Below are 23,599 nucleotides of genomic sequence, written 5' to 3'. Positions count from 1 at the left end.
CGCAGCCTGCCTGATGTGGCGTACAGGGCCGGGCTGTTCCTCGGTCCTGGCTGAGATTGTGAAATTATCCGCATAGATTGTATCAGCTGCCCGGAGGACCGTAAAGAAACAACTTGTCGTTGAAGCACACAATAAAACGTTGTATATTAAGAAGAGAACGCGGCACACAGAGCAGGGGGGACAAAGGGATGCAAATGAAGGTAATCGAGGCTTTTCTGGCCCTCTATGAGGCCAAAAGCTTTTCCCGGGCCAGCCGGGTCCTGTTCATCACCCAGCAGGGGCTCAGCCGCCAGATCCGGGCGCTGGAGGGGGAGGTGGGGCAGGTGCTCTTTGACCGCAGCCGTATGGGAGCCCAGCCCACCGAGGCAGCCCACCGGCTCTATCCCTATTACCGCCAGATCCTGGAGCTCTACCGGGCGTCCCAGCAGGCCCTGGGGACCCGGGAGGGGGAGCGGCGGCAGCTGCGCATCGGCTTTGCCTATGGAATCTCCAGCGGCGGTGGGGCGGACTACCTGATGGAATACCAGCGGCTCCACCCGGAGGTACAGGTGGAGATCCAGGAGTGGTCCAAGGAGCAGTGCATCCACAAGCTGCTCCACAACCGGCTGGATGTGGCCTTTCTCATCAACCCATTTCCCGAAAATCTGTTCCGCGCCAGCCGGATCACCACCGACCACATGTACGCCGCCATGCACAGCACCCACCCTCTGGCGGCGGAGTCCGGTCCTCTGGAGTTCCGGTCCCTGGCGGGGGAGGATCTGATCACCGGTTCGCCGGAGAACGCCATGCGGCAGTTTTTCGACTACTGCTGCGTCCTGACCCAGATCCACCCCCGGATCTCCCTGGCCTCCGTCCACAACCTGGACCTGATCAACACCATGACCGAGAATGTGGGAGTGGCCACCCTCAACTCCGCCATGGCCCTGCGGGTGACCAACCCGGATGTGCGCATCCGCAGGCTGATTTTGCCCTGTGAGGGGTATCTCTACGGCTGCGTGCCTCTCTACTGCGGCCAGGAGGATATGCCTGTCCAACTGGTTCGCTACGCCCAGGAGTACTATGCCCGCCATCCCCTGCCGTCCTACCCCGCCGGCCAGGCCCATAATTAATATATAATTTGAAGAAAATGTGAAGCTAAAATATGAACAATTGTCCAAAAATAACAAATAATCGGACATTTGTCCGAGACAGATGTCCGATTTGTAACTATAATGAAATAATAGCATGACAGAGAAGAAAGGCGGTGAAAACGATAAAAAATTCACAAAAAGGGGGGGCAGACAGGCGGGAGAGACGAAGGAATGGATAGGTAAGCTTTTTTGACAGAAGTAGTTCTATATTTCCACACGAGAGAAAAGGAAGGATGAAAGCTGTGAAAAAGGAACACAACCGTCTGTTGGCGGTGGTTCTGGCGCTGGCGCTGTGCTTTAGCTTTATTCCCGGCGCAGCCTATGCGGCAGATACTGAGGTCGAGTCTAAGACAATCGGTGTGTACTCCACTACGGACATGCACGGCAAGGTATATAGTGAGAACCCTGTGGGCGGCACCTTCAACAACAGTTATCTGAAGGTGGCAACGGCCATGGCGAGCGAGCGGGCGGCCATGGACGGCACCATTCTGATCGACAATGGCGACGCCATTCAGGGCACCACCATCACCAGCTACAATGTAAACGTGGAGGGCGGCGAGAACAACCCGGTGGCCCTCTGCCTGCGCTACTGCGGGTACGATGTGTTTGTCCCCGGCAACCACGAGTTCAACTACACCATGTCGGTGCAGAAGAACTTCTACGACATGCTGGCGGCTCCCGCCGGGGACTCTGATGAGGCCGGCGCGCTGCCCGGCACGCCGGTGACCGCCGTGTGCGCCAATCTGCTGGACACCGAGACCGGCGAGGTGGCCGACCCCTACGTCCCCTATGTGATTAAGGAGTTCCAGGTGGGGGAGAAGACCTTCAAAATCGCCGTCCTGGGCTTTGAGAACATGAACGTGCCCAACTGGGACGTGGCCTCCCACTACGAGGGCATGCAGTTCTGGAGCGACGGCAACACGGAGCACTCCTATGCCTGGGAGTGGGAGAACAAGTGGAAGGCCGAGCTGGAAGAGGCGGGCTGTGATATCGTCATCGTGGCCGCCCACAGCGGCGAGGGCTCTGCCGACAACTTCAATGTGGAGAGCCAGGTGGCCTACTTTGTGGCCAACACCGACGGCATCGACATGGTCATCGCCGGCCACAACCACTCTGTGGGCACCAGCACCCTGCACAATAAGAACGGTGAGAGCGTCCCCTGCGTCAACGGCGGCACCAGCCGGCTGACCAAGACGGTCATCACCCTCAACAGCGACGGGACCTATTCCTTCGGCGACAGCTCCCTCATCAACCTGGGCGACAACTCCCTGGTCAACGACGAGGGCCTGAGCGCCCAGATCAAGCCCACTTACGACGCGGCGGTGGAGTTTGTCAACGAGCCCATCGGCACCCTCACCGGCCAGTGGGATACGGTGAGCGGCAAGACGCTCTACTCCGTCCAGGGCGACATCACCGACCTGATTCACAAGGCCCAGATCTGGGCGGTGGAGCAGGGCCTTGCCCGGAGCGCTGATGCGGACAAGTACAAGGATGAGACCATCATCTCCATCACCAGCCCTGTGGCCAGCAACGGCTTCACCGTGGCCGGCCTGTTTGGAGAGGGCGCCGACACCGCCACCATCAGCCTGAAGGACTGCTACTCCATCTACAGATACGACAACAACCTGCTCTATGCCATTGAGATGACCGGAAAGCAGCTCAAGGACTGGCTGGAGCACTGCACCGGGGACTACAAAGTCAGCGGCGACACCATCTCCGGCGGCGGGTACGGCACGGATATCGTCTATGGCATCAACTACGAGGTCTACCTGGGTGAGGACCAGGGCAGCCGGGTGGTCAACATGACCTGGCCCGACGGCACGCCCGTGAAGGACGACGACAAGTTTATCGTGGGCCTGTCCAGCTACCGTCTGGCCGCCAACGCCGATGCGGATGAGTACGGCTGGTACGCCGCCACCGGCATCGACATGACCAAGGCCATCTGGGACGGCACCGTGGACGCTGAGTTCGGCGCTGTGGGCGGCTCCATCCCCCTGATCGTGGGCGAGTACATCAAGGCCATGTGCCAGGACGGCGGCACCATTGCTCCGGGGGCCGAGACCCACTGGACCATCCATGCGGGCGCCAATCCTGACAGCGTCACCCCCACCGAGATCATGGTCATGTCCACCACCGACGTGCACGGCAAGGTGTGGGACACCGACGTGCTCACCGACTCCAGCGTGAACAACAGCCTGCTGAAGGTGGCCACCGCCGTGGACGACATCCGGGCGGACTATGAGAACACCATTCTCATCGACAATGGCGACCTGTTCCAGGGCACCACCCTGTCCACCTACAACATCCTCTCCCAGAACGGAGAGAACAACCCCATGGTTCTGGCGCTGCGGAACATCGGCTACGACGCCTTTGTCCTGGGCAACCATGAGTTCAACTACTCCTGGGAGGTCATGCAGTCCATGTACGGCCAGCTGGAGGCCGAGGACGACGAGAACGGCACCAGTGTCAGCGTGCTGGCCGCCAACCTGTACTGGCGCGACGGCGACAACGCCGGCCAGAACGCCTTCACGCCCTACACCACCAAGACCTTCCAGGTGGACGGCCAGGAGTTCAAGGTGGGCATCATCGGCTTTGAGAACACCGACTGTGACCAGTTCGACGTGCCCGCCAACTTCGGCGTGGGCGACGACGGCACCGGCGGCGTGACCCTGACGCCTCCCGGCAACCCCACCCGCGACATGGCCCTTGAGGCGGAGAAGTATGTCACCCAGCTGCGCAAGCCCGAGGCTGAGGGCGGCGAGGGCTGCGACTTCGTCATCGTGGCCTACCACTCCGGCGTGGGCAGCGGCAACACCGAAGGCGATCTGGTCATCGGCACCAACACTGAGAACCAGATTGCCCGCATGGTGGCCGGCAACACCGGCATCGACCTGGTCATCGCCGGTCACGACCACCAGTCCTACCGCACCAGGACTACCCCCGACAAGAACGGCAACCAGATCCCCGTCATCAACGGCGGCGGCGGCTCTCTGGCCCGGGCAGTGGTGTCCGTGTCCTACGACGCCGAGAGCGGCGCCTTTACCACCTCGGTGGAGGACCTGGGCAACCAGAGCCTGAGCAAGCTGGAGAACGACGCTGAGCTGAAGACCCTCATCCAGCCCGCGGCCACCGCGGCGGAGAACTATGTGAACTCCCAGTACGGCACCGCCATCGGCACCTGGGACGGCAACAGCAGCTTCCGTCTGGGCCACAACGACACCATCGACCTGGTCAACCGGTCCCAGATCTGGACCGCCCGCCAGAACGGCGTCGCCATGGACGCGGCTGCCACCACCGACATCGTGTCCAACCGCTACACCGTGTCCGCCGGCCCCATCTCCCTGAAGGACATCTACCGGATGTACCGGTACGACAACTATCTGTACGCCGTTGAGATGACCGGCGCCCAGCTGAAGGCGTGGCTGGAGGGCGTGGCCGCCTTCTACTCCGCCCAGGTGGACGGCGAGGACATCACCTACAAGGTGCAGAGCAACTTTGTCACCGCCCTGTTCTACGGCCTGGACTTCCAGTATGACCTGGCCAAGCCCGAGGGAGAGCGGGTGGTGAACCTGAAGCTCTCCTCCACCGGCGAGCCCATCACCGACAGCCAGACCCTGATCGTGGGCGTCAACAACTACGTCATCGGCCAGGACCCCTTTGTCAAGGCCATGGGCAAGGACGCCTCCAGCACGGAGGAGAAGGCTGAGATCATCGCCAACGCACTGTGGTCCTCCCAGGCGGCCCTGGGTGACGAGCAGGGCCTTGTCACCCAGATGGTGGCCAACTTTGTCAAGAGCGAGAGTGAGAGCGAGGCCGGCGGCGTGATGCCCGCGCCCTCCGGCTGGAGCCTGGGTTACAACGTTGCGGTGGAGGAGGAGCCCGTCTATACGCCTCCCACTGTCTCCACCAACAATTCCCTGGTTTCCGTGGGGACCGAGCAGGTCACCGTCACCCTCAAGAACGATCTGACCAGCGCCCAGCAGGCTCAGCTGGTCAGAGAGAACACCTCCAAGCCTGTCGTGATCTCCGCCGACGGTCTCTCCGTCACCATTCCCGCCGGCACCCTCTCCACCGGAGCGGATGTCAATGACATGATCGTGGACCCGGCTGACGGCGGCAATGTGGTGCAGGTCACGCTGAAGGACGGTACCACCCAGATCCTGCCCTTCGCGGTGGTGGAGAACGGTGAGGTGAGCTATGTGGCCGATGTGGAGGGCACTTACCGCCTGATCGACAACACCAAGACCTTCACCGACGTGGGCAGCGGCTACTGGGCTGCTGAAGCCATCGACTTTGTCACCGCTCACGAGTTCTTCAACGGCACCGGCAACGGCGTTTTCGCCCCCGACGCGCTGATGACCAGAGCCATGCTGGTCACCGTCCTCTACCGCATTGACGGCGAGAAGACGGCCGTCTCCTCCGGCTTTGCCGACGTGGCGGACGGTACCTGGTACACCGACGCGGTGAACTGGGCGGCCGAGACCGGCGTGGTCGCCGGCACCGGCGCGGGCTTTGATCCCGACGGCACCATCACCCGCGAGCAGCTGTGCACCATCCTGGTCCGCTACATGGAGACTGCGGGCCTGGAGCTGGAGCAGGTTGCGGATACCAGCAGCTTCACCGACCTGGATACGGTCAGCAGCTGGGCTGGCGACAGCGTGGAGCTGTGCATCAAGTGCGGCCTGCTCAACGGCAGACCCGGCGGCCTGAGCGATCCTCAGGGGACCGCCACCCGGGCTGAGATCGCGACGCTTCTGACCCGGCTCGTCCAGGCGGCTGTGTAAACGGACACTGCCCGCTCAGGACGGATCGCATCCGCAAATACCAAACGCAGACAGGCGGCAGGCACGAAAGTGCCTGCCGCCTGTCTGCGTTTTATCTGTAATCTTGCCTGGGGACACGGTGCTATATGTTGCCGGAAGAGAAAAGCCTGTTCCAGTCCTCCGGCGTGTTGATGTTGGAGAGGGCTGTATCCGGGATGGAAGTATCCGCCAGGGAGACCACCTGTCCGCCGGCGCTGTAAAAGAACTGGGTGACCCTGCGGCAGCCCTGTTCCAGCTGGGACAGCAGCAGGGGGAGGCAGTCCTTCATGTACACGCCGCAGAGGGGGTGGAGGCGGCCGGTGCGGTCCTCCACGGCCCAGGCCGGCCAGCCTCTGTCCCGAAAGGACAGCAGAAAGGAAAAGAGCTCCGGCGTGACCAGGGGCACGTCGCAGGACACGGTCAGCAGCCCGTCGCTGCGGCAGGCCAGAAGGGCGGAGGCGATGCCGCCCAGGGGTCCGGCGCCGGGGAAGCGGTCGGGCACCGGCGTGAAGGCGGTGCCCTCTGCCAGAGCGGGGGTGTTGGTGCTGAGCAGCCGCTCATCGGGACTGCCCATGGCAGCCGCGATGCGGTCCAGGAAGCGGACGCCGGCGCTGTCCCGCAGGGCGGCCTTGGGCCGGCCGCCCATGCGCCGGTTCTGTCCTCCGGCCAGGATGAGGCCCCCGATGGCGGGCACCCGGGACGGCGCGGACATCAGCAGCCGCAGCCGCAGGCGGGGGCGCCCAGCATGTCGGCGGTTGGGATCTCGCCCCGGGCGCAGAGGACCTCGATCTCCACCAGGGCGCCCATAGGCAGGGCGGCCACCTGGAAGGCGCTGCGGGCGGGGTAGTCGGAGGTGATGTTCTGGGCGTAGATCTCGTTCATGGTGGCAAAGTCCCGGATGTCGGCCAGGTACACGGTGGACTTGATTACGTTGTCAAAGGAGAGCTCGGCCTCCTCCAGGATGGCGGCCAGTTTGCGGAAGCACTGGCGGGTCTGCTCCTGGATGCCGCCCTCCACCAGCTTGCCGGTGGCGGGGTCAATAGGGAGCTGGCCGGAGGTGGCCACAATGCCGTTGACACACACGGCCTGAGAGTAGGGGCCGATGGCGGCGGGGGCTTTTTCGGTGGCGATGATGCTCTTTTTCATGGGGAAGATCTCCTTTCATCTGGCAGCGGAAGACTGCGATCAGCTGCACTTAACTTATCATATAGAATAATACGACAGCGCATAAAAAAGGTCAACACCTCCCAGGAAAATCCGAAGATTTTTTTCCGGGAGGTGCTTCTTTTTAAACGGGTGGAGTGTATATCACATCGGAAAATACTGAAAATTTTGCAATATATACAAAAATAATTACGGATTTTCGGCCAACTGCACGAAGTTGGCCCCGGGACGGAAAGAATGAAAAAAGCGCTTGCACAACGGCAGTCAACTTGTTATAATTCAATACAAGAAAAATGTGGAGAAAGGAGCGGGACACCTTGTCTGAAAAGCGGATCGGAATTGTCGGGCTGGGATGTGCCGGCTGCCACGCACTGCAGGCCATCCGGGAGACGGACAGCGGCGCGGAGATCGACATCTACAGCGAGACGGAGCTGCCGCCCTACAACCCCATGCTGACCACCTACTACGCGTCGGGGCGGCTGCCCTACAGCGGGCTGTTTCCCTTCGGTACCCTGGAGGAGATCGAGAAGCGGTATAACGCCCAGATCTTTACCGGCGACCGGGTGACGCGGGTGGCGGCCGGGGACCGACGGATCGAGACGGCGTCTGGACGCCGGAAGGAGTACGACCAGATCCTGATCGCCGCGGGGGCTACGGCCTTTGTGCCCCCCAGCTTCGGCGGCATCAAAAACGTGTTCTGCATGCGCACGGTGGAGGACGCGGAGAAGCTGCGCAGGGCTGTGGAGGGGAGAGCGTTCCGCGACGCGGTGATCGTGGGGGCCTCCATGGTGGGCATCAAGGTGGCCGAGCTGCTGCACAACCGGGGGTGCCATGTGACCCTGGCGGACATGGCACCCCATATCTTCGCCCTGGCGGCCTACCCGGAGGTGTCCGGGATGATCGAGGACCGGCTGCGGGCCATGGGGATCGGGCTGGCCCTGGGCCAGGCCATCACCCAGGCGGAGGAGGACACGGACAGCCGGGGCAATCCCCGCTATACCGTGACCCTGGCCGACGGCAGTACCCTGGAGACCGAGCTGCTGGTGCTGAACATCGGCACCCGGGCGGCCTGCTCCTTTGTGGACCGGGCGGAGATCGCCGTGGACCGGGGCATCCTGGTGGACGGCCGGATGCGCACCTCGGCCCCCGGGATCTACGCGGCGGGGGACTGCTGCCAGGGGGACAACCTCCAGTCCGGCGGCAAGCAGATCATCGGTCTGTGGGCCAACGCGGGGGTTCAGGGCCGCATCGCCGGCCGGAACATGGCCGGTGTCACCGACGAGACCGACGGGAACATCCTGCACAACATCACCCATTTCCTGGACATGGACTTCATCGGCCTGGGGGACAACCGGCTGACCGGAGAGGTCAGGACCTACCGCTCGCCGGAGGGGGGCTTCTACCTCCAGGCGGTGTACCGGGACGGGAAGCCGGTGGGGTTCAACATTCTGGACAACTACGGCGTGTCGGGCATCATAAAGGCACAGCTCATCAAGGTGCTGCGGGGCCAGCCCTGCCGCTTTTCCCCGGAGCAGCGGGGGCAGCTGGTGCGGTACGGCGTGCCGGAGCGCATGATTGACACTTTGGAGGCGGGAATATGACGGAACTGGAGCGAAAGATCCGCAGCAAGATCCCGGGGGAGGACACGGGAATTGAGATCAGGCCCACCATGTGCGACATCTGCTCCCCGGGGATGCACTGCGGCGTCAGCGCATATGTGAAGGACGGGACCGTGATCAAGATCGAGGGCATGGACGGCCACCCGGTGAACGACGGGCGGCTGTGCCCCAAGGGCCTGGCCAACCGGCAGTACATCTACCGGAAGGACCGGATCATGACGCCCCTCCGGCGGACGGCCCCCCGTGGAGCGGGGGAGTTTGAGCCCATCAGCTGGGATGAGGCCTACGAGGAGATCGGCCGGCGGCTGAACCGGGCCAAGGAGCAGTACGGGCCGGAGAGCGTGGCCTTCTACTCGGGCTACTCCAAGTGGTACCGGCAGATGCTCCGGCGGTTTGCCTACGCCTTCGGCAGCCCCAACTACGGCTGCGAGTCCAGCGCCTGCTACACGGCGGCCTTTATGGCCTGGAAGCTGGCGGCGGGGGACCAGGCCGACGCGGACATGGCCAACAGCGACCTGTTCCTGGGCTGGGCCTTCAACCCCTTCTACTCGGCCTATATGGGGGCAAAAAAGGCCATGGAGCTGAAGGAGAAGGGGCTGAAGTTCCTGATCGTGGACACCCGGCGGACCCCGGCCAGCGAAAAGCTGGCGGACCTGTTCCTCCAGCCCCGGACAGGCACCGACGGCGCCCTGGCCCACGCCATCGCCAACGTGCTGATCACAAAGGGCTGGATCGACATGCCCTATATCCGCAAGTATGTCCACGGCTTTGAGGAGTACGCCGAATACGTCCGCCAGTTCAACCGGGACAACATCGAGTCCATCACCGGCGTGCCCTTTGCGCAGGTGGAGGCCGCCGCCGCGCTGATCCATGAAAATCCCCGGATGAGCTTCAACGAGTCCTCCGCGCCCCTGTGCCACCACCGCAACGGATTGCAGAACTACCGGGCGGTCACCGCCCTGCTGGCCATCACCGGCAACTTCGACCGGGCCGGCGGCCAGCTGCTGACCCCCCCACACCTATATGCACGTGGCCTGCGGCTTCCCCACCCGGGAGGAGGAGTACCTCTACGAGAACAAGCCCAAGAACTGCAAGCCGCCCATCGGCGCCGGGCGCTTCCCCCTGTGGGATTACCTGGAGGGGGAGATGCAGGCCATGGACCTGCCCCGGCAGATTCTGGAGGGAAAGCCCTACCCGGTGAAGGCCCTGTTCGCCCTGGGCCTGAACGCCCGGATGTTCCCCGACTCGGGGCACATGTTCCAGGCCCTGGAGGCCCTGGACTTCTACGTGGACACCGACCTGTTCCTCACCGACTCGGCCAAGTACGCCGATCTGGTGCTCCCCGCCTGCTCCAGCTTCGAGCGGGGGGAGTTCAAGCCCTACCCCGGCGGCCTGGCCTGGTACACCAGCCCGGCCATCCAGCCCCTGGGCCAGTCCAAGAGCGACGTGACCATCCTCACCGAGCTGGCCAACCGCATGGACCTGCCCGACGAGATGCTGAAAGCGGGCTATGATGCCTTTGTCCAGAAGTACATCCTGGACGACTACGGCGTTACCGTGGACCAGCTGCGGCAGGTGAAGCTGCCGGTGCCCATCGCCCGGATCAAGCCCCACCGGGACTATGAGGCCCTGGAGCGGGGGCTGAACACCCCCACGGGGAAGTTTGAGCTCAAGAGCATGGTCATCGCCGGCCACCCGGAGTGGGGGCTGGACGCCCTGCCCACCTACCGGGACCCCCTGGACGGGGCGGACCCGGAGAAGTACCCCTTTGTGCTCACCTCGGGCAGCCGCATCCCCAACGCCATCCACTCCCGGCTCCACAAGGTACCCGCCAACCGGAGCCTCCGCCGGGAGCCCACCGCCGACCTGAACCGGGCCGACTGTGCCCGGCTGGGGGTGGACGAGGGGGACTGGATCCGCATCGAGACCGCCCGGGGGGCGGTGACGGTGAAGGTACACCCCACACTGACCGTGCCCCAGGGCCTGGTGAACCTGTTCCACGGCTACTCGGAGGCGGACGCCAACAGCCTGATGGACGCCGACCACCTGGACCCCTACTCCGGGTTCCCGGCCTACCGGTCCACCCGCTGCGCGGTGAGAAAGGAGGAGCGGCGTTGAAACGCTATCTGTTTTTTGACCCGGAGAAGTGCTCCGCCTGCGGCGCCTGCGCCCTGGCCTGCATGGACCAGAACGACGTGGCGGTGGAGGCGGGGGAGCAGCCCTTCCGGTACACCTTCACCCAGGAGAGCAAGACCGGGGAGCTGAAGTTCTACTCGGTGTCCTGCATGCACTGTGCCGACGCGCCCTGCGTCATGGGCTGCCCCAGCGGCTGCCTGTACAAGAACCCGGACACCGGCTTCACCCTGTACAACAACACCTACTGCATCGGCTGCCACTCCTGTGCCATGGCCTGCCCCTACGGCATCCCCTCCTTCGGCCCCGACGGGAAGATGAGAAAGTGCGACGCCTGCATCGAGCGGCAGCGGGCGGGGCTGTTGCCCGCCTGCGTGAAGGTGTGCCCCACCGGGGCGCTGACCCTGCTGGACGAGGAGGAGTTCCAGCGCCGCCAGAGCGAGATGCAGGAGAAAAAGGCGGACCGCATGCGCCGGGAGCAGTGGGGCGCGGCGGAGCCGGCCAAGTGAGAAAGGAAAGGAAACCATGCTGATCGGAATCCTATCGGTGGCGGGGGCCGCCACCCTGCTGGGCATCATGCCCACCCTCCAGAAGCAGGTGCTGCTGGACGGGCTGCACATGAACAGCCTGATGTTCTACAGCAACCTCATCATCCTGCTGGTCAGCGCCGCCATGGCCCTGGCCGAGGGCAAGAGCCTGCGGGCCAAACCGGCCCAGCTGGTCCAGGCCCTGGCCATGGGCGTGGTGGGCATGCTGATCACCTCCCTCCTGCTGAACACCGCCCTGGTGTACCTGCCCGTGGGCATGACCATCATGTTCAACTTCCTGTACCCCGCCGTGGTGTGCGTGGTGATGGGCACCGTATTCCGCCAGGGCTTCTCCAAGCTCCAGGTGGTGGCCATCGTCTGCTCCATCGCGGGCATGGTGTTCCTGGCCGGCGAGGGCGGCAATATGGAGCTCATGGGCGTGCTGGCCGCCCTGGCCTCCGCCTTCACCTACGGCGCCTACCTGATCGCCAACGAGAAGGGCCCGGCCAACGACCTGCCCATTGAGGCCAAGCTGTTCTATGTGGCCCTGCCGGGCACGGTGCTGTGGGGCGTGGTGGCGCCCGCCACGGGCACCATGCAGCTGCCCTCCAGCCCCAGCGGCTGGCTGTTCGTGCTGGGGGCCGGCCTGTTCAACGTGGGCGGCTACTTCCTGATGATGTACGGCATCAGCCGCATGGGGGCCTCCACCGCCGCCTTTGTGTCCATGCTGGAGCCCATTGTCAGCGTGGTGTTCGGCACCGTCTGGTTCCACGACCCGGTGACCCAGGGAATGGTCATCGGCGGGCTCATGGTGCTGGCCAGCATTCTGCTCATCGCGGTGGACGGCAACCGCAAGGCAAAGGCCGCCCAGCCCCCGGAGAAAAAGAGCGCCCCGGTGTGACGCGGAATATTGTACGCAGACAACAGCAGCGCCCGGAACCACTGGTTCCGGGCGCTGTTTTTCGGTTCGAGAAGGTCAGATCTGGCGGATGAACCGGTCCACAAAGTAGAGGGCCGCGCCGATGCCGTTGGAGTGGTCGTAGTAGCGGCAGATGGCCAGATAGGGCCCCTCCTGGTAGGCGGGGTCCAGGCGGCGCAGCCGCCCGTCAATGGCGGAAAACCTCTCCCCCATAAAGCGGGAGAGCTTGCCGCCCAGCACGATCTGGCAGTCCAGGGCGGCGTGGATGTTCAGGATACCCACGGCCAGGTCGTCCAGGTAGCGCTCCCACAGGGCGGAATAGGCGGCGTGGCCCTGGGCAAGGGCCTGGAAGAAGTCCTCCAGGGTGATGCCCATGTCGTCCGACAGCCGGGCGGTGGAACAGTAGGCCTCCAGGCAGCCCCGCCGGCCGCAGCTGCAGGGCGCGCCGCCGGGGTGGATGCACATGTGACCGAACTCGCCGGACCGGCCGTTGGCGCCCAGGTAGGCCGTGCCCGAGGTGAGGATGGCGCCACCCACGCCCCGGCTCAGGGAGAGATAGGCCATGTCCTGCACGCCGCTGCGGCCCCAGCACTCGGCAAAGCCGCCGGCGTTGGCGTCGTTGACCAGGTACACCGGGTAGGGGATGTGCTCCGCGATGGCCCGCACGTCCAGCCTGCGCACCCCCAGGGTGGGGGCGGTGGTGACGTACTGCTGGGCGGCGTCCACAATGCCGGGGATGCTGACGCCCACCCCCAGCAGCTTGGCCCGGTCCAGGCCCAGCTCGTCGATGAAGCACTCCACGGTCTGGGCCAGCCGGACGGCGTACTCCTCCCCGGTGTGGAAGGGCAGGTCGAAGGCCCGGAAGCCCAGCTCCCGGACCTGCAGGTCCAGGGCCACCAGGCGGATATGCCGGGAGGAGATCTCCACCCCCAGGGCCCAGCGGGCCCCAGGCACCACGGACAGGATGCGGGGCTTGCGGCCGCCGCTGGAGCCCGCCACCTCGGAGTTGTCCACCAGCCCCATGGCCATGAGCTCGCTCAGGTTCTGGGTCAGGGTGGGCAGGCTCATGGAGAGCCGGTAGGCCAGCTCCTGCTTGGTCAGCGGCTCCGACGTGTGATAGAGGGCCTGGAAGACCCGGTTCCGGTTCATCTTCCGCAGCTCTACGGTGGAGTGCGGAGAGGACTTGCTCATAACATCACCGTTTTACAAAAGTATTTTATAAAAATAATAGCACAATTTTCGAAAAAAGCAAGGGAGACCTGGGAGCGCTCCAGTGATTTTGTTCGGAAAGCGGGATAAAACCGGGATATTTACGCGGTAGCAGAAAAAATATTTTATCTGCCGGGATGCTATTGACAATCTGCGGCGGCGTGACGTACAATATGGCTGAAACTTATATAAAGTATTTTAATAAAAGTTATAGCGATATGATTGCGGGAGGAGGCGGAAAATCAGACATGGAGCAGGCGTTCAACCCCTATCTCCCCAGCTGGGAGTATGTCCCCGACGGCGAGCCCCACGTGTTTGGCGACCGGGTGTATGTGTATGGCTCCCACGACCGGTTCGGCGGCCCCCTCTTCTGTATGAACGACTATGTCTGCTGGTCCGCGCCTGTGAGCGACCTGAAGGACTGGCGGTACGAGGGGGTCATCTACCGCAAGGACCAGGACCCCATGAACAGGAGCGGGCGGCGGTGCCTGTACGCCCCCGACGTGACCCGGGGACCGGACGGCCGCTACTACCTCTACTATGCCTTTGACTTTCTGGGGGTCATGGCGGTGGCGGTGTGCGACACCCCGGCGGGACAGTACCAGTTCCACGGCCATGTGAAGTTCAGGGACGGCCACATCTGGGGTACCAGATCGGGGGAGCCCTTTCCCTTTGACCCGGGCGTGCTCACCGACGACGACGGCCGGGTCTGGCTCTACTCCGGCTTTGCCACCAAGGTGCCCCCGGTGGCCTCCGGGTTCCACAATCTCACCAATCCGGGGGGCGTGGTTCTGGAGCTGGAGCCGGATATGATCACCATCAAGGCGGGGCCCGACCTGCTCTTCCCCACCAAAGGGAAGCCGGGCGCCTTTGAGAACCACGCCTTCTTTGAGGCCAGCTCCATCCGCAAGGTGGACGGCCGGTACTGCTTCGTCTACTCCTCCCAGCACAACCACGAGCTGTGCTGGGCCATGGGCCCCAGCCCCAGGGGGCCCTTCACCTTCGGCGGTACCCTGGTGGACATCGGGGACCTGTTTCTGGACGGCAGGACCGACGAGAGCCGGGCGGTCAACTACCTGGGCAACACCCACGGCGGCATCGTGGAGGTGGGCGGACAGTGGTATGTGTTCTACCACCGCCAGACCAACTGCCACTCCTACTCCCGCCAGGCCTGCGCCGAACGGCTGGAGCGGCGGCCGGACGGGGGCTTTTGTCAGGCGGAGGTCACCTCCTGCGGCCTCAACGGCGGGCCTCTGAAGGGCAGCGGAAAATACCCGGCCCGGATCGCCTGCAACCTGTGGAGCGGGAAGGGTACCGCCCGCTACGACATCCGGTTCCCCCGGCTCCGGCTTGCCGCCCACCCCTATTTCACCCAGACCGGGAAGGACGGCGAGGAGCGGGACAGCCAGTATATTGCCAACATGCGGGACGGGGCGGTGGCCGGGTTCAAGTATTTTGACTTTCAATCGCTGCAATCCGTGTCCGTCCAGGTCCAGGGCCGGGCCGACGGAGTGCTTCTGGTGTCCGACACGCCGGAGTTCAAGACTCCGGCCGCCCGGATGGAGATAAAGCTCAGTGGGGACGGCTGGAAAGAACTGAGCGCTCCCTGTGCCATCCCCGACGGCACCCGGCCGCTGTACTTCAGATTTGTGGGCAAGGGGAGACTGGACTTCCGCTCCTTCACCCTGAGGGACGGCAGACCGTGACGGCGGTCAAGGGATTTTTGAAACAATAAAATTTTGAAAATAGAGGAGAAGGTGTGACCTATGGAGCTTCTGTTGGGCATTGACCTGGGCACGTCGGGCACCAAGACCGTGCTCTTTGATTCTGACGGACGCCGGCTGGCCAGCCATACCGTGGAGTACCCCCTCTACCAGCCCCAGAACGGCTGGGCGGAGCAGGACCCGGAGGACTGGTGGCGGGCGGTGCAGGAGACGGTGCGTACCGTCCTGGCCAGGAGCGGCGCCAGGCCTGAGGAGATCCGGGGCATCGGCATCGCGGGCCAGATGCACGGCCTGGTCATGCTGGACGGCCAAGGCCAGGTGCTGCGGAAGGCCATTTTGTGGTGCGACGGCCGGACCCAGGCCCAGTGTGACGAGATTACCCAGACAGTGGGCCGGGAGAAGCTGCTGTCCATCACCGCCAACCCCGCCCTCACCGGCTTTACCGCCGGAAAGATCCTGTGGGTGAGGGAGCATGAGCCGGAGAACTACGAAGAATGCCGCCACATCCTCCTGCCCAAGGACTATATCCGCTACAAGCTCACCGGCGAGTTTGCCACCGAGGTGTCGGACGCCTCAGGCATGAACCTGCTGGACGTGCCCAAGCGCCAGTGGAGCGGCGAGATTCTCTCCCTGCTGGGCATTGACCGGTCCCTGCTGGGGGAGATGTACGAGTCCTGCCAGGTGACCGGCAAGGTGACAAAGGCCGCGGCGGAGGCCACCGGCCTGGCCGAGGGCACCGCTGTGGTGGGCGGCGCGGGAGACAACGCCGCCGCCGCCATCGGCACCGGCGTGGTGGAGGAGGGCAAGGCCTTCACCACCCTGGGCACCTCGGGGGTCATCTTCGCCCATGCGGGACAGGTCACCATCGACCCCCAGGGCAGGGTACATACCTTCTGTTCCGCCGTGCCCGGCGCGTGGACGGTGATGAGCTGCACCCTGTCCGCCGGGCTGTCCCTCCAGTGGTTCCGCAACCAGTTCTGTCCCGCCGAGCGGGAGACCGCCGCCGCCCTGGGGGTGGACCCCTACGAGCTGATGACGGCGGAGGCGGAGAAGAGCCCCATCGGCGCCAACCGCCTTCTCTACCTGCCCTACCTGATGGGGGAGCGATCCCCCCTGCTGGACTCGGACGCCAGAGGGGTGTTCTTCGGCCTCTCCGCCATCCACACCAGGGGCGACCTGGTCCGCGCGGTGATGGAGGGCGTGGCCTACTCCCAGCGCCAGTGCCTGGACGTGTTCCGGGAGATGGGGGTGGACGTGTCCGACATGGCCATCTGCGGCGGCGGCGGGCGCAGCCCCCTGTGGCGGCAGATACTCTCCGACCTGTACGGCTGCCCGGTCAAGACCATCGCCTCCGAGCAGGGCCCGGCCCTGGGCGCCGCCATCCTGGCCGGCGTGGGCGCGGGCGTGTACGGCACCGTGGCCCAGGGCTGTGCCGCGGCGGTACGGACGGGAGAGCACAGCGCGCCGGACAGCGCCGCCTCGGCGGCCTACGAGCCCTATTACGACCTGTACCGCAGACTGTACCCGGCGCTGCGGGAGCAGTTCCACACGCTGGCGTCCATGGGGTGAGGAGGAAAAACAATGGAGATTAAGAGCATTTTTAACAGAGAATTTGCTTCCTATGGCCAGGTCCATCCGGGCTACGCCCTGGAGGGGCTGCTGAGGGCCATGGAGTCCATCCCCATGCCGGAGCAGGGCACGGACTACCGGCCCTCCATGCCGGAGCTGGAGGGGGCGGACTGCTTCCGGGCGCTGGAGGACCGGGCCTTCGGCGGCATGCCCATCCAGGTGGGCATGTGCTGGGGCCATAACACCAAACTCAACTGTCTGGAGTACCACCGGAGCAGCGAGTTCAACCTGGGCACCGTGCCCTTTGTGCTCCTGCTGGCCCACCAGTGGGAGGTGGAGGACGGCGTGCTGGACACGGATAAGGTCGCGGCCTTCTACGTGCCCGCCGGCACCCTGGTGGAGGTCTACGCCACCAGTCTGCACTACGCCCCCTGCCACGTGGACGCGACAGAGGGCTTCCGGGTAGCGGTGGTGCTGCCCAGAGGGACCAATACGGAAAAGCCTGAGCTGACCGACCTGCCGGGGGAGAGCAGGCGGCTGTGGGCCCGGAACAAGTGGCTCCTGGCCCACCCGGACAGCGCCGAGGCCAAGACGGGGGCCCAGGTGGGGCTGAGAGGCTGGAACACGGACATTGCGGAGACAAGAGCATAACAGAGGAGGAGAAGAACATGCTGGAAAATATTCCTGAGGTCAAGCTGGGTCTTGTGGCGGTGAGCCGGGACTGTTTCCCCATCACCCTGTCGGAGCGGCGGCGGAGCGCCATCGCGGCGGCCTACAGCGGTCCGCTCTACGAGTGCCCCGTCACGGTGGAGAATGAGGGCGACATGCTCAAGGCTGTGGAGGACGTGAAGGCGGCGGGCTGCAACGCGCTGGTGGTCTTCCTGGGCAACTTCGGCCCCGAGACCCCCGAGACCCTGATCGCCAAGTACTTTGACGGCCCCTGCATGTACGTGGGCGCTGCCGAGGGGGACGGCGACCTGATCAACGGCCGGGGCGATGCCTACTGCGGCATGCTCAACTGCTCCTACAACCTGGGCATGCGCCACCTGAAGGGGTACATTCCCTCCTACCCGGTGGGCACGGCGGAGGACATCGCCGAGATGATCGCCGACTTTGTCCCCGTGGCCCGGGCGGTCATCGGGGTGAAAAATCTGAAGATCATCACCTTCGGCCCCCGCCCCCAGGACTTCTTCGCCTGCAACGCCCCCATCAAGGGGCTCTACGAGCTGGGCGTGGAGGTGGAGGAGAACTCCGAGCTGGACCTGCTGGTCAGCTTCCAGGCCCACAAGGACGACCCCCGCATCCCCGATGTGTGCGCCGACATGGCCGCCGAGATGGGGGAGGGGCGCTACTACCCCGACCTGCTCGCCCGCATGGCCCAGTTTGAGCTCACCCTGCTGGACTGGGCGGAGGAACACAAGGGCGCCCGGAAGTACGTGGCCTTCGCGGACAAGTGCTGGCCCGCCTTCCCCAGCCAGTTCGGCTTTGAGCCCTGCTACGTCAACTCCCGCCTGGCCGGCCGGGGCATCCCCGTGGCCTGCGAGGTGGACATCTACGGCGCCCTCAGTGAGTACATCGGCGCCTGCATCTCCCAGGATGCGGTGACCCTGCTGGATATCAACAACTCGGTGCCCAAGAGCCTGTACGACGCTGAGCTCTCCGGCAAGTTCGACTACAAGCTCACCGACACCTTCATGGGCTTCCACTGCGGCAACACCCCCTCCTGCAAGATGTGCGCCGACCGGGCGGTGAAGTACCAGCTCATCCAGAACCGGCTGCTGGAGAACGGCGGCGAGCCCGACTTCACCCGGGGCACCCTGGAGGGGGACATCGCCCCCGGCGACATCACCTTCTACCGCCTCCAGTGCGACAGCGAGGGCGTCCTGCGGTCCTACATCGCCCAGGGCGAGATCCTGCCGGTGGCAACCGGGTCCTTCGGCGGTATCGGCGTGTTCGCCATCCATGAGATGGGCCGCTTCTACCGCCACGTGCTGCTGGAGAAGCGCTACCCCCACCACGGCGCGGTGGCCTTCGGACACCACGGCAAGGCCCTCTTTGAGACCTTCCGCCTGCTGGGCATCGGCGATATCGCCTACAACCGGCCCGCATCCCTGCCCTACCCCACGGAAAACCCCTTTGCCTGATCCCCCTGCCCCTCCCTCCGCCCTGCCGCGGAGGGAGGGGCTTCTTTACTTTTTTCTCCGGTGATGGTACAGTAATAGATAATCATACCACGACACAGCCAGTACGCCCGCAGTGCCCGGCGGGGATGGGGGAGAAAAGAGGATCGTATGTTTCAGGTTGTCACGGGGCGAAAGCTCTACGAGCAGGTGGTCGAGCAGATCAAGTCCATGATCGACCAGGGGGTGTACAAGAAGGGCGACATGCTGCCCAGCGAGAAGGAGCTCATCGAGATGACAGGGGTGAGCCGCATCACGGTGCGGGAGGCGCTGCGCACCCTGAGCGAGGCGGGGGTCATCGAGACCCGCCGGGGAAAGGGCAGCTTTGTGCTCATCGACGCCTTCGGCTTCCAGAAGAGCCACCAGTACGACGCGTCCTACCGGGAGGCCTTCCTGTCGGTCAACCAGGTGCGTCTGTGGCTGGAGCCGGAGGTGGCCCGCCACGTGGCGGAGACGGCCACGGAGGAGGACATCTCCAAAATAGGCCGGGCCCTGCGGGAGAGCAAGGCGGAGGACCCGCTGGAGACCTTCCACCTGAGCATCATGGAGGCGGCCAAGAACCCGCTGCTCCTGTCCACCTTCCGGGAGCTGATCTCCAAGGAGTCGCCGCCGCCCCTGATGGAGCTGGTGGTGCCCGAGCGCCAGAAGCGGACCGTGGCCCAGCTCCAGCACCAGCACGAGCGGGTGTTTGAGGCCATCCGCACCAAGAACGGGGAGTTCGCCTACTTCTACATGAAGGAGCACACCGCCTTCCTGCTGGACACCTACCAGCAGTATTTCAACACCTTCTTCAGCAAAGGAGAGAAATAGGACGCCGCCGCAGACCAGAGATGATCTGCGGCGGTAATTTTTTATAATAAGTTGCGAGAAAAACAAATTCAGGTTCGTCATTACGCAGAAAAATGCGACAGTATTTTGTATACGACGATGAAAAAACGAAAAATAGAAAATAGGACTTGTATTATGATAATACATGTCATATTATTATATATGACAAGTTAAGCGCTTAACAAGGAAATAAACATAACAAGAAGGGGCTGAGCTGACGGATGAGCGATCTGGAAGCATTTAACCGCGGCGCAGAGAGAAAAGGGACCAGTTGTATCAAATGGGATTTCCAGAAAGCGGACTACGGGATGGACAACCTGCTGCCCTTCTCCATTGCCGACGCGGACTATCCCACTTATCCCCCTATCCTGGAGGCGCTGAAGAAGCGGATCGACAACGGCGTCATCGGCTATACCGACCTGGACGAGGACTACTTTGAGGCTGTGGCGGGCTGGTACCGCCGGCGCCACGGCTGGAACATCGAGCACAGCTGGATCGTGCCCACGGGCGGCATCGTTCCGGCCATGTGCAACGCCATTGAGGCGCTGCTGCCGCCGGACGCCAAGGTGATCGTGCAGCCGCCGGTCTACGATCCGTTCTACTCTATCATCCAGGCGGCCGACCGGACAATGGTGAAAAACGACCTGATCCACGACGAGAACGGCTACCGCATGGACTACGACGGCCTGGAGGCCGCCTGTAAGGACGGGGCCGCCATGCTGCTGCTGTGCAGCCCCCACAACCCGGTGTGCCGGGTGTGGACGGAGGAGGAGCTGAAGCGGGTGGCGGACATCTGCGGCCGGTACGGCGTGTACGTGGTCAGCGACGAGATCCACTGGGACCTGATCATGGACGGCTACCACCACACCACCATGGGCCAGTTCCAGGCGCTGTATGAGCGGCTGATCGTCTGCACCAGCTGCAGCAAGACCTTCAACATCGCCGGCCTGGAGACCTCCAACCTGATCATCCCCGGGGAAAAGACCCGGGAGGCCTACCAGAAGTGGCTCTATTCCCGCTACCTCTTCTGCCCCAACACCCTGGGGCTGGAGGCGGTGAAGGCGGCCTACGCCGGCGGCGACCAGTGGGTGGACAGCCAGCGGGCCTACCTGACGGGGAATGCCCAGATCGTCTGCGACTTTATGGCGGAGCACCTGCCCCGGGTCCGGGTGGCCCGGCCTGAGGGCACCTATCTGCTCTGGCTGGACATGACCGACTACGGCCTCTCCAGCGACGAGCTGATCCGCCGCATCGCCCAGGCGGGGGCCGGCCTCAATGGCGGCAACCACTACGGCGAGCAGTACGACGGCTTTGTGCGCATGAACGTGGCCTGCCCCCGCGCCCAGCTGACCGCGGGACTGGCCTGCATCCAAAAGGCCCTTGCGGACCTTTGACCCCCGATGTAACGGCATGACGGAAGAGGTTTTGAGGAGGACTTACATATGGACGAGCAAAAAAACGGCCTGAAAAAGGTCCTGGGCTTCTGGGATCTGATGGGCATCGGCGTGGGCCAGATCATTGGCTCAGGCATTATGGTTCTGACCGGAATCTGCATCTCCATCACCGGGGCGGGCACGCCCTTTGCCTTCCTGCTGGCGGCGGTGCTGGTCATCTGCCCCAACCTGGTGCTGGCTGTCCTGGGCAGCGCGGTGCCGGCCACCGGCGGCATGTACACCTATGTGCGGGACTATATCGGAAAAAAAGCGGGCTTCTTCTACCTGGCCCTGCTGGTGGCCGGACAGCTGGTGCTGGCCATGTTCGCCATCACCTTTGCCGAGTACGCCTGCAGCATCATCCCTGGACTCAATGAGACGGTGGTGGCCTTCGCCATCCTGACCCTCTGCTTTGTGATGAATATTGTGGGCGTGGACATGGCCGCCAAGCTGCAGAACGTGCTGGTGGTGGTTCTGGTGGTGGCCATGGCGCTCTTCAGCGTGAAGACCATCACCAACAACATTCTCCTGGTCAATTCCCTTCAGGCGATGATGTATCTGTACGCATATTGCCGCTTCCCGAAGCGCTACCCGGAGGCGTGGCGGAATTCCCGCTTTCACATTCCGGACAAGGCGTATTATGTGGTGGTGACTGTGGCGCTTGGGGCGCAGATTGCCATTCTGCTGGACTCCATGGCGGAGCTGACGCTCCAGATCGTCCTGGTCAGTCTGGGAGCAATGGCGGTATGCGCGGCATACGCGCTGCTGCGAAGCCGCACCGGAAAGGTGACCGCCACCTACAACATCTGGGAAGACTGATCCCCTGCACAATACGAGAGGAGGAACAAAATGGCATCTTCTGCAAAAGGAGAGCGCTTCTACTACGGGTGGAAGATCGTGTTCTGCGGCTTTCTCTGCCTGTTCTTCGGGCAGGTTCTCTACACCAACTGCGCCGGCGCATACACCGCGGCCATCACAGAGGAATTCGGGTTTTCCCGCTCCTCGTTTACCCTCTATCTGTCCATCAGCTCCGCTGTGATGATGATCTCATCTCCCTTTATCGGCCGGCTTCTGGAGCGGGGGAACACCAAGGTCATCATGGTCGTTCTCCAGATTGTCCAGGCGCTGTGCTACCTGGGCTTTACCGTGTGCACGGAGCTGTGGCAGTTCTACTGCTTTGCGGTAGGCCTGGGCCTGGGCTTTGCCGGTGTCATCCGGCTGGCGCCCGCCATTCTGGTCAACTTCTGGTTTGGACCCAAGCTCCGGGGCCGGGCCATGGCCTTTGTCACCGCCGGCAGCGGCATAGGTGCCCTGACCATCCTGCCGCTCATCACAAAGATCATCACCACCTACGGCTGGCGCTACGGCTACTATACAGCGGCGGCCATCCTCATCTTCTTTGTCACCCCCTGCTTCCTGTTTATCGTCAGCACCCCGGAAAAGAAGGGGATCGCCAAGCGGGGCGAGTACACAGAGGAGGAGAAGAGCTCCCTGAATGAGGAGAAGAGCGGCATGCAGGTGCAGCAGGCCCTGAAGACCCCCGAGTTTGTCTGCATGGTGGTGGCCATGCTGCTGCTGGCCATTGCGGCTACCGGCCTGCTGACCAACGTACAGGTCTATCTGACCGACCTGGGCTACGATCCCACCACCGCTGCCGCCTACACCGCGGTGGCGTCCGGTCTGCTGACCGTGGGCAAGTTCGTTCTGGGCTTCCTGGCCGATAAATTCGGCCTGAAATCCACCACCAACTTTGCCATCGGTACCTTTGTGTTCGTGTTTCTCTGCCTGTTCTTCACCAGCTATTGGGGTCCGGCTGTATTCGGCTTTGTGGCCATTTACGGCATCGGCGGCTCCATTGCGGTGTTCCTTCCGCCCCTGATCACGGCGCGCATTTTCGGCAACCGGGATTACGGCGCTATCTATGGCAGCGTAAACCTGGCTTCCGGCGTGGGCACTACCATCGGCCCGGTGTCGGTGGCCCTGATTTTCGACATCACCGGCAGCTACAAGTACGCCTGGCTGGGCATTGCCGCCCTGGTCCTGGTGGCGGGCATTGCCTTCTACCTGGCCATGGCGCTGGCCGAGAAGCGTCAGATGAAGGCTGCTCGGGCTGCCGTGGCCACAGAACAGTAAAAAGATAATAGAAAACAGGCCGCCGGAGCTCAGGCTCCGGCGGCCTGCGTTTGAAGCGAAAAAGTGCCTGCCGCAGAAGCGATGCGGCAGGCACTTTTTGGGTTGGCTGTATCGCCAGGGGGGAGGCGTTAATCAGCCAGGTAGCGGTTGAGAACAGTGACGATCTGGGCGCGGGTGCAGGTCACGTCGGGGCTGAAGGTGGTGTCGGAGGTGCCCAGGGTGATGCCCT

Annotated in this window: 17 protein-coding genes and 1 pseudogene; 15 read left to right on the top strand and 3 right to left on the bottom strand. The window is 63.5% G+C overall.

The genetic code is table 11. The features are described from left to right. The first annotated feature begins 188 nt into the window (after nt 1-188). Nucleotides 189-1,109 (top strand): LysR family transcriptional regulator, encoded by a 921-nt coding sequence (locus tag Q0K23_RS09640; RefSeq protein ID WP_294521345.1) that lies wholly within the window; start codon nt 189-191, stop codon nt 1,107-1,109. 263 nt (nt 1,110-1,372) lie between these two features. Further along, nucleotides 1,373-5,914 carry a 5'-nucleotidase C-terminal domain-containing protein gene (locus Q0K23_RS09635; RefSeq protein ID WP_294521342.1) on the top strand — a complete coding sequence of 1,514 codons (4,542 nt, stop codon included), beginning with the start codon at nt 1,373-1,375 and terminating at the stop codon, nt 5,912-5,914. A 121-nt stretch (nt 5,915-6,035) separates the two neighbouring features. Here the strand turns inward: Q0K23_RS09635 and Q0K23_RS09630 are convergent, their stop codons facing one another. After that, a complete protein-coding gene (locus Q0K23_RS09630) occupies nt 6,036-6,644 on the bottom strand; it encodes a molybdenum cofactor guanylyltransferase (protein ID WP_294521340.1) in 609 nt (202 codons plus the stop codon). Then, the gene (locus Q0K23_RS09625) at nt 6,644-7,078 is read right to left on the bottom strand and encodes a RidA family protein (protein WP_294521337.1); all 435 of its coding nucleotides are present in this window, start codon (nt 7,076-7,078) and stop codon (nt 6,644-6,646) included. The genes Q0K23_RS09630 and Q0K23_RS09625 overlap by 1 nt, the downstream gene beginning before the upstream one ends. A gap of 335 nt (nt 7,079-7,413) precedes the next feature. Between Q0K23_RS09625 and Q0K23_RS09620 the strand changes: the two genes are divergently transcribed. From Q0K23_RS09620 to Q0K23_RS09605, 5 genes and pseudogenes are all read left to right on the top strand, one after another. Next, nucleotides 7,414-8,697 (top strand): NAD(P)/FAD-dependent oxidoreductase, encoded by a 1,284-nt coding sequence (locus Q0K23_RS09620; RefSeq protein WP_294521334.1) that lies wholly within the window; start codon nt 7,414-7,416, stop codon nt 8,695-8,697. Next, nucleotides 8,694-9,650, top strand: a pseudogene (locus tag Q0K23_RS12735) (molybdopterin-dependent oxidoreductase); the annotation flags it as partial. The gene Q0K23_RS09620 and the pseudogene Q0K23_RS12735, both read left to right, overlap by 4 nt. A gap of 88 nt (nt 9,651-9,738) precedes the next feature. Further along, entirely contained in the window at nt 9,739-10,833 is a 1,095-nt protein-coding gene (locus Q0K23_RS12730; RefSeq protein WP_367179055.1) for a molybdopterin dinucleotide binding domain-containing protein, read from the top strand. Beyond that, nucleotides 10,830-11,357, top strand: coding sequence for a 4Fe-4S dicluster domain-containing protein (locus Q0K23_RS09610; RefSeq protein ID WP_294521332.1), 528 nt, complete (start codon nt 10,830-10,832; stop codon nt 11,355-11,357). The genes Q0K23_RS12730 and Q0K23_RS09610 overlap by 4 nt, the downstream gene beginning before the upstream one ends. 16 nt (nt 11,358-11,373) lie before the next feature. Then, a complete protein-coding gene (locus Q0K23_RS09605; RefSeq protein WP_294521329.1) occupies nt 11,374-12,276 on the top strand; it encodes a DMT family transporter in 903 nt (300 codons plus the stop codon). A gap of 75 nt (nt 12,277-12,351) precedes the next feature. Here Q0K23_RS09605 and Q0K23_RS09600 read toward each other — a convergent pair whose 3' ends face one another. Further along, nucleotides 12,352-13,485 carry an ROK family transcriptional regulator gene (locus Q0K23_RS09600; RefSeq protein WP_294521326.1) on the bottom strand — a complete coding sequence of 378 codons (1,134 nt, stop codon included), beginning with the start codon at nt 13,483-13,485 and terminating at the stop codon, nt 12,352-12,354. A gap of 266 nt (nt 13,486-13,751) precedes the next feature. Between Q0K23_RS09600 and Q0K23_RS09595 the strand changes: the two genes are divergently transcribed. The 8 genes from Q0K23_RS09595 to Q0K23_RS09560 all read left to right on the top strand — a co-directional run bounded on the left by Q0K23_RS09595 (nt 13,752) and on the right by Q0K23_RS09560 (nt 23,370). Next, the gene (locus tag Q0K23_RS09595) at nt 13,752-15,209 is read left to right on the top strand and encodes a family 43 glycosylhydrolase (RefSeq protein WP_294521324.1); all 1,458 of its coding nucleotides are present in this window, start codon (nt 13,752-13,754) and stop codon (nt 15,207-15,209) included. Nucleotides 15,210-15,269: 60 nt separating this feature from the next. Then, nucleotides 15,270-16,796, top strand: a complete 1,527-nt coding sequence (gene xylB, locus Q0K23_RS09590) for a xylulokinase (RefSeq protein ID WP_294521320.1) — start codon at nt 15,270-15,272, stop codon at nt 16,794-16,796. 12 nt (nt 16,797-16,808) lie between these two features. After that, on the top strand, nt 16,809-17,447 hold the full coding sequence (locus Q0K23_RS09585) for a DUF4867 family protein (RefSeq protein WP_294521318.1): 639 nt from the start codon (nt 16,809-16,811) through the stop codon (nt 17,445-17,447). 17 nt (nt 17,448-17,464) lie between these two features. Next, the gene (locus Q0K23_RS09580) at nt 17,465-18,940 is read left to right on the top strand and encodes an L-fucose/L-arabinose isomerase family protein (protein WP_367179054.1); all 1,476 of its coding nucleotides are present in this window, start codon (nt 17,465-17,467) and stop codon (nt 18,938-18,940) included. A 147-nt stretch (nt 18,941-19,087) separates the two neighbouring features. After that, nucleotides 19,088-19,786 (top strand): FadR/GntR family transcriptional regulator, encoded by a 699-nt coding sequence (locus Q0K23_RS09575; RefSeq protein WP_294521315.1) that lies wholly within the window; start codon nt 19,088-19,090, stop codon nt 19,784-19,786. Nucleotides 19,787-20,025: 239 nt separating this feature from the next. Next, nucleotides 20,026-21,198 (top strand): MalY/PatB family protein, encoded by a 1,173-nt coding sequence (locus Q0K23_RS09570; protein WP_294521313.1) that lies wholly within the window; start codon nt 20,026-20,028, stop codon nt 21,196-21,198. Nucleotides 21,199-21,246: 48 nt separating this feature from the next. After that, complete coding sequence (locus Q0K23_RS09565) at nt 21,247-22,056, top strand: APC family permease (RefSeq protein WP_294521310.1); 810 nt, start codon at nt 21,247-21,249, stop codon at nt 22,054-22,056. 30 nt (nt 22,057-22,086) lie between these two features. Beyond that, nucleotides 22,087-23,370, top strand: coding sequence for an MFS transporter (locus tag Q0K23_RS09560; protein WP_294521307.1), 1,284 nt, complete (start codon nt 22,087-22,089; stop codon nt 23,368-23,370). Nucleotides 23,371-23,599: the final 229 nt, after the last annotated feature.

Origin of the sequence: uncultured Pseudoflavonifractor sp., from assembly GCF_944387275.1 — a bacterium.
GTDB lineage: Bacteria > Bacillota > Clostridia > Oscillospirales > Oscillospiraceae > Pseudoflavonifractor > Pseudoflavonifractor intestinihominis.
Note: the sequence above shows the minus strand (reverse complement) of the source record. Positions and strands in the feature narration are given on the sequence as shown.

What these genes read in the sequence shown, in the direction of transcription:
- Q0K23_RS09640 (WP_294521345.1), top strand. Translation starts at nt 189, where the DNA reads ATGCAAATGAAGGTAATCGAGGCTTTTCTGGCCCTCTATGAGGCCAAA.
- Q0K23_RS09630 (WP_294521340.1), bottom strand. Translation starts at nt 6,644, where the DNA reads ATGTCCGCGCCGTCCCGGGTGCCCGCCATCGGGGGCCTCATCCTGGCC.
- Q0K23_RS09625 (WP_294521337.1), bottom strand. Translation starts at nt 7,078, where the DNA reads ATGAAAAAGAGCATCATCGCCACCGAAAAAGCCCCCGCCGCCATCGGC.
- Q0K23_RS12730 (WP_367179055.1), top strand. Translation starts at nt 9,739, where the DNA reads ATGCACGTGGCCTGCGGCTTCCCCACCCGGGAGGAGGAGTACCTCTAC.
- Q0K23_RS09605 (WP_294521329.1), top strand. Translation starts at nt 11,374, where the DNA reads ATGCTGATCGGAATCCTATCGGTGGCGGGGGCCGCCACCCTGCTGGGC.
- Q0K23_RS09600 (WP_294521326.1), bottom strand. Translation starts at nt 13,485, where the DNA reads ATGAGCAAGTCCTCTCCGCACTCCACCGTAGAGCTGCGGAAGATGAAC.
- Q0K23_RS09595 (WP_294521324.1), top strand. Translation starts at nt 13,752, where the DNA reads ATGGAGCAGGCGTTCAACCCCTATCTCCCCAGCTGGGAGTATGTCCCC.
- xylB (WP_294521320.1), top strand. Translation starts at nt 15,270, where the DNA reads ATGGAGCTTCTGTTGGGCATTGACCTGGGCACGTCGGGCACCAAGACC.
- Q0K23_RS09585 (WP_294521318.1), top strand. Translation starts at nt 16,809, where the DNA reads ATGGAGATTAAGAGCATTTTTAACAGAGAATTTGCTTCCTATGGCCAG.
- Q0K23_RS09580 (WP_367179054.1), top strand. Translation starts at nt 17,465, where the DNA reads ATGCTGGAAAATATTCCTGAGGTCAAGCTGGGTCTTGTGGCGGTGAGC.
- Q0K23_RS09575 (WP_294521315.1), top strand. Translation starts at nt 19,088, where the DNA reads ATGTTTCAGGTTGTCACGGGGCGAAAGCTCTACGAGCAGGTGGTCGAG.
- Q0K23_RS09570 (WP_294521313.1), top strand. Translation starts at nt 20,026, where the DNA reads ATGAGCGATCTGGAAGCATTTAACCGCGGCGCAGAGAGAAAAGGGACC.
- Q0K23_RS09565 (WP_294521310.1), top strand. Translation starts at nt 21,247, where the DNA reads ATGGACGAGCAAAAAAACGGCCTGAAAAAGGTCCTGGGCTTCTGGGAT.
- Q0K23_RS09560 (WP_294521307.1), top strand. Translation starts at nt 22,087, where the DNA reads ATGGCATCTTCTGCAAAAGGAGAGCGCTTCTACTACGGGTGGAAGATC.